Source organism: Mesorhizobium sp. M5C.F.Ca.IN.020.32.2.1 (assembly GCF_004023105.1).
Classification (GTDB): domain Bacteria; phylum Pseudomonadota; class Alphaproteobacteria; order Rhizobiales; family Rhizobiaceae; genus Mesorhizobium; species Mesorhizobium wenxiniae.
In genome coordinates this window covers 1-2,480 of sequence record NZ_RZSX01000893.1, presented here as the reverse complement: position 1 = coordinate 2,480, position 2,480 = coordinate 1, and the positions used below count along the sequence as shown (strand labels likewise).

Annotated in this window: 2 protein-coding genes; both read right to left on the bottom strand. The window is 60.6% G+C overall.

Annotated elements, in window-relative coordinates; translation table 11 throughout:
- A partial coding sequence (locus EOA86_RS30500) for a cation-transporting P-type ATPase (protein WP_245497426.1) occupies window positions 1-452 on the bottom strand: 452 nt, incomplete at its 3' end.
- 244 nt (window positions 453-696) lie between these two features.
- A partial coding sequence (locus tag EOA86_RS30495) for a phosphoketolase family protein (protein WP_164892133.1) occupies window positions 697-2,480 on the bottom strand: 1,784 nt, incomplete at its 5' end.

The window sequence follows — 2,480 nt, the reverse complement described above, 5'->3', positions numbered from 1 at the left end:
GTCTGGAGGTCTGCACTCTGGATCAGCAGCATGTCGGCCGGGACCCGGTCCCCCTCGCCCAGGACAACCAAATCGCCCCGCACCACCTCGCGACCCGCAATGCGCTTGCTTTCACCGTCGCGTATCACGAGGGCACGGGGGCTCGTAAGATCACGCAATGCCTCCAGAACGCGTTCCGTCCGCGCCTCCTGAACAATCGTTATGCCTACCGACAATGTGGCAAAGGCAAGCAGGATCAACGCTTCTTGCAGATCGCCAAGAAGCAGGTAGACAGCGCCGCCACCCAGCAGGAGAGCCAGCATCGGTTCGCGCATGACCTCAAGAGCAATCCGCAACGGCGTGCGCCTACCGGTCGCAGGCAATTCGTTGAACCCTTCGGCGAGGAGCCTCACTTGCGCCTCGACCTCGCTGAGGCCGGGCGAGAGAATGGTCGATGCGTTGGATTCAGACATGTCGGCTTTCTTCAATCGCCAAAGCGCGCTCTGTTGCATTTCTTGTACGACAGGGACTGACATCAGGTTGGTCATGTGGGGTGTTGGTTGGTGTGGTGCAGATAGCAGTGGCACCCACGGCGCTCTCACCGGCGACAGACTGCCGCCTCTAGCCGCGGACTCCCGCCGCCCCTCGATGACAGCGAAGGTCAGGGTGGAAGGAATCACGCTTCAGGACCAGGAGCCGTCTGCCACCGGCTCGTCCTTAGTGTGGGGCGATTGCCGTCTCATCAGGACCCTGATCCCACCTCCATTCAAGTATCTCGGGCATGTCCCGGCCATGAGCGCGAATGTAGGCTCTATGTTCAAGCAGCTTGACGTCCATCGCCTGCTTCAGGCCGACCTGAACGCTCCTGAGCTGCGGAACCCGGTCGAGCACGCTTTTTACGAGATGGAACCGGTCGAGGCCGTTCAGCACCGTCATATCGAAGGGGGTCGTCGTCGTGCCTTCTTCATTGTACCCACGAACATGGATGTTGTCGTGGTTGGTGCGACGGTAGGTCAGGCGATGAATGGTCCAGGGATAGCCGTGATAGGCGAAGATGACGGGTTTGCCAGAGGTGAACAGCGCATCGAAATCGCGGTCCGACAGGCCGTGCGGGTGATGCTCCTTGGGCTGCAGGGTCATCAGATCGACCACATTGACCACCCTGACCCTGAGCTCAGGAACATGGTGCCTGAGGATCTGGACGGCCGCGAGCGTCTCCAGTGTCGGAACGTCGCCGGCGCAAGCCATGACGACGTCCGGCTCCGCGCCGTCCTCGGTCGATGCCCAGTCCCAGATGCCGATGCCCGTTTTGCAATGAACGAGCGCCTTGTCCATCGACAGCCACTGCCATGACGGCGGCTTGCCGGCGACGATGACGTTGATGCGGTCCCATGTCTGCAACACGTGTTCAGTGACGCAAAGCAAAGTGTTGGCATCCGGCGGCAGATAGACGCGCACGATGTCGGCCTTCTTGTTGAGGGCAACATCGATAAAACCGGGATCCTGATGGCTGAAGCCATTATGTTCTTGATGCCAGACATGGCTGGACAACAAATAGTTCAGCGATGCGATGGGTCGCCGCCACGGTATGTCCCGGCAGGCATCCAGCCATTTCGCATGTTGGTTGAACATGGAATCCACAATGTGAATGAACGCTTCGTAGCAGGAGAACAGAGCGTGCCGCCCGGTCAATAGGTAGCCTTCGAGCCAACCCTGGCAGGTATGCTCGGAGAGGATTTCGAGAACCCTGCCATCGCGGCCGAGATGAACGTCTTCGGGGAGGATCGTTTCCATCCAAGCGCGCTCGGTAACTTCGAACACGTCCTGAAGCCTGTTCGAGGCGGTCTCGTCCGGGCCAACGATACGGAAGTTCTTCGAGCCGTCGTTCAGCTCCATCACGCCACGTAGGAACTTGCCCATTACCCGCGTTGACTCGGCCTTAACCGCTCCGGGCCGCGCGACGGCTATCGCATGGTCGTGCAAGCCGGGTAGATCGAGGGACCGACGCAGCAGACCACCATTGGCATGCGGGTTGGCGCTCATGCGTCGCGTTGCTTGCGGCGCGGTGGCGCGGATCTCGGCAAGAGGTGCGCCGGCCTCGTCGAACAGTTCGTCGGGTCGATAGCTTTTCAGCCACTCCTCGAGCAGCTTGAGATGGGCGGGGTTTTCCGCAAGGCCCGACAAGGGCACCTGGTGCGCACGCCAGAAGCCTTCGGTCTTCAGTCCGTCGACCTCCTTCGGACCGGTCCAGCCCTTGGGGCTTCGCAGCACGATCATTGGCCATTTCGGTCGCGACACCAGCGCTACGGCACCATGGCGCGCTGCGTCCTGGATCGCTCTGATGCGATCCAGCGCGTCGTCGAGCACGGTCGCCATCAGCTCATGCATAATGGCCGGATCGTCTCCCTCAACGAACAGCGGTTCATAGCCATAGCCAATGAACAGCGCGCGCAATTCGTCTTCGGGAATGCGGGCTAGGATGGTCGGATTGGCGATCTTGT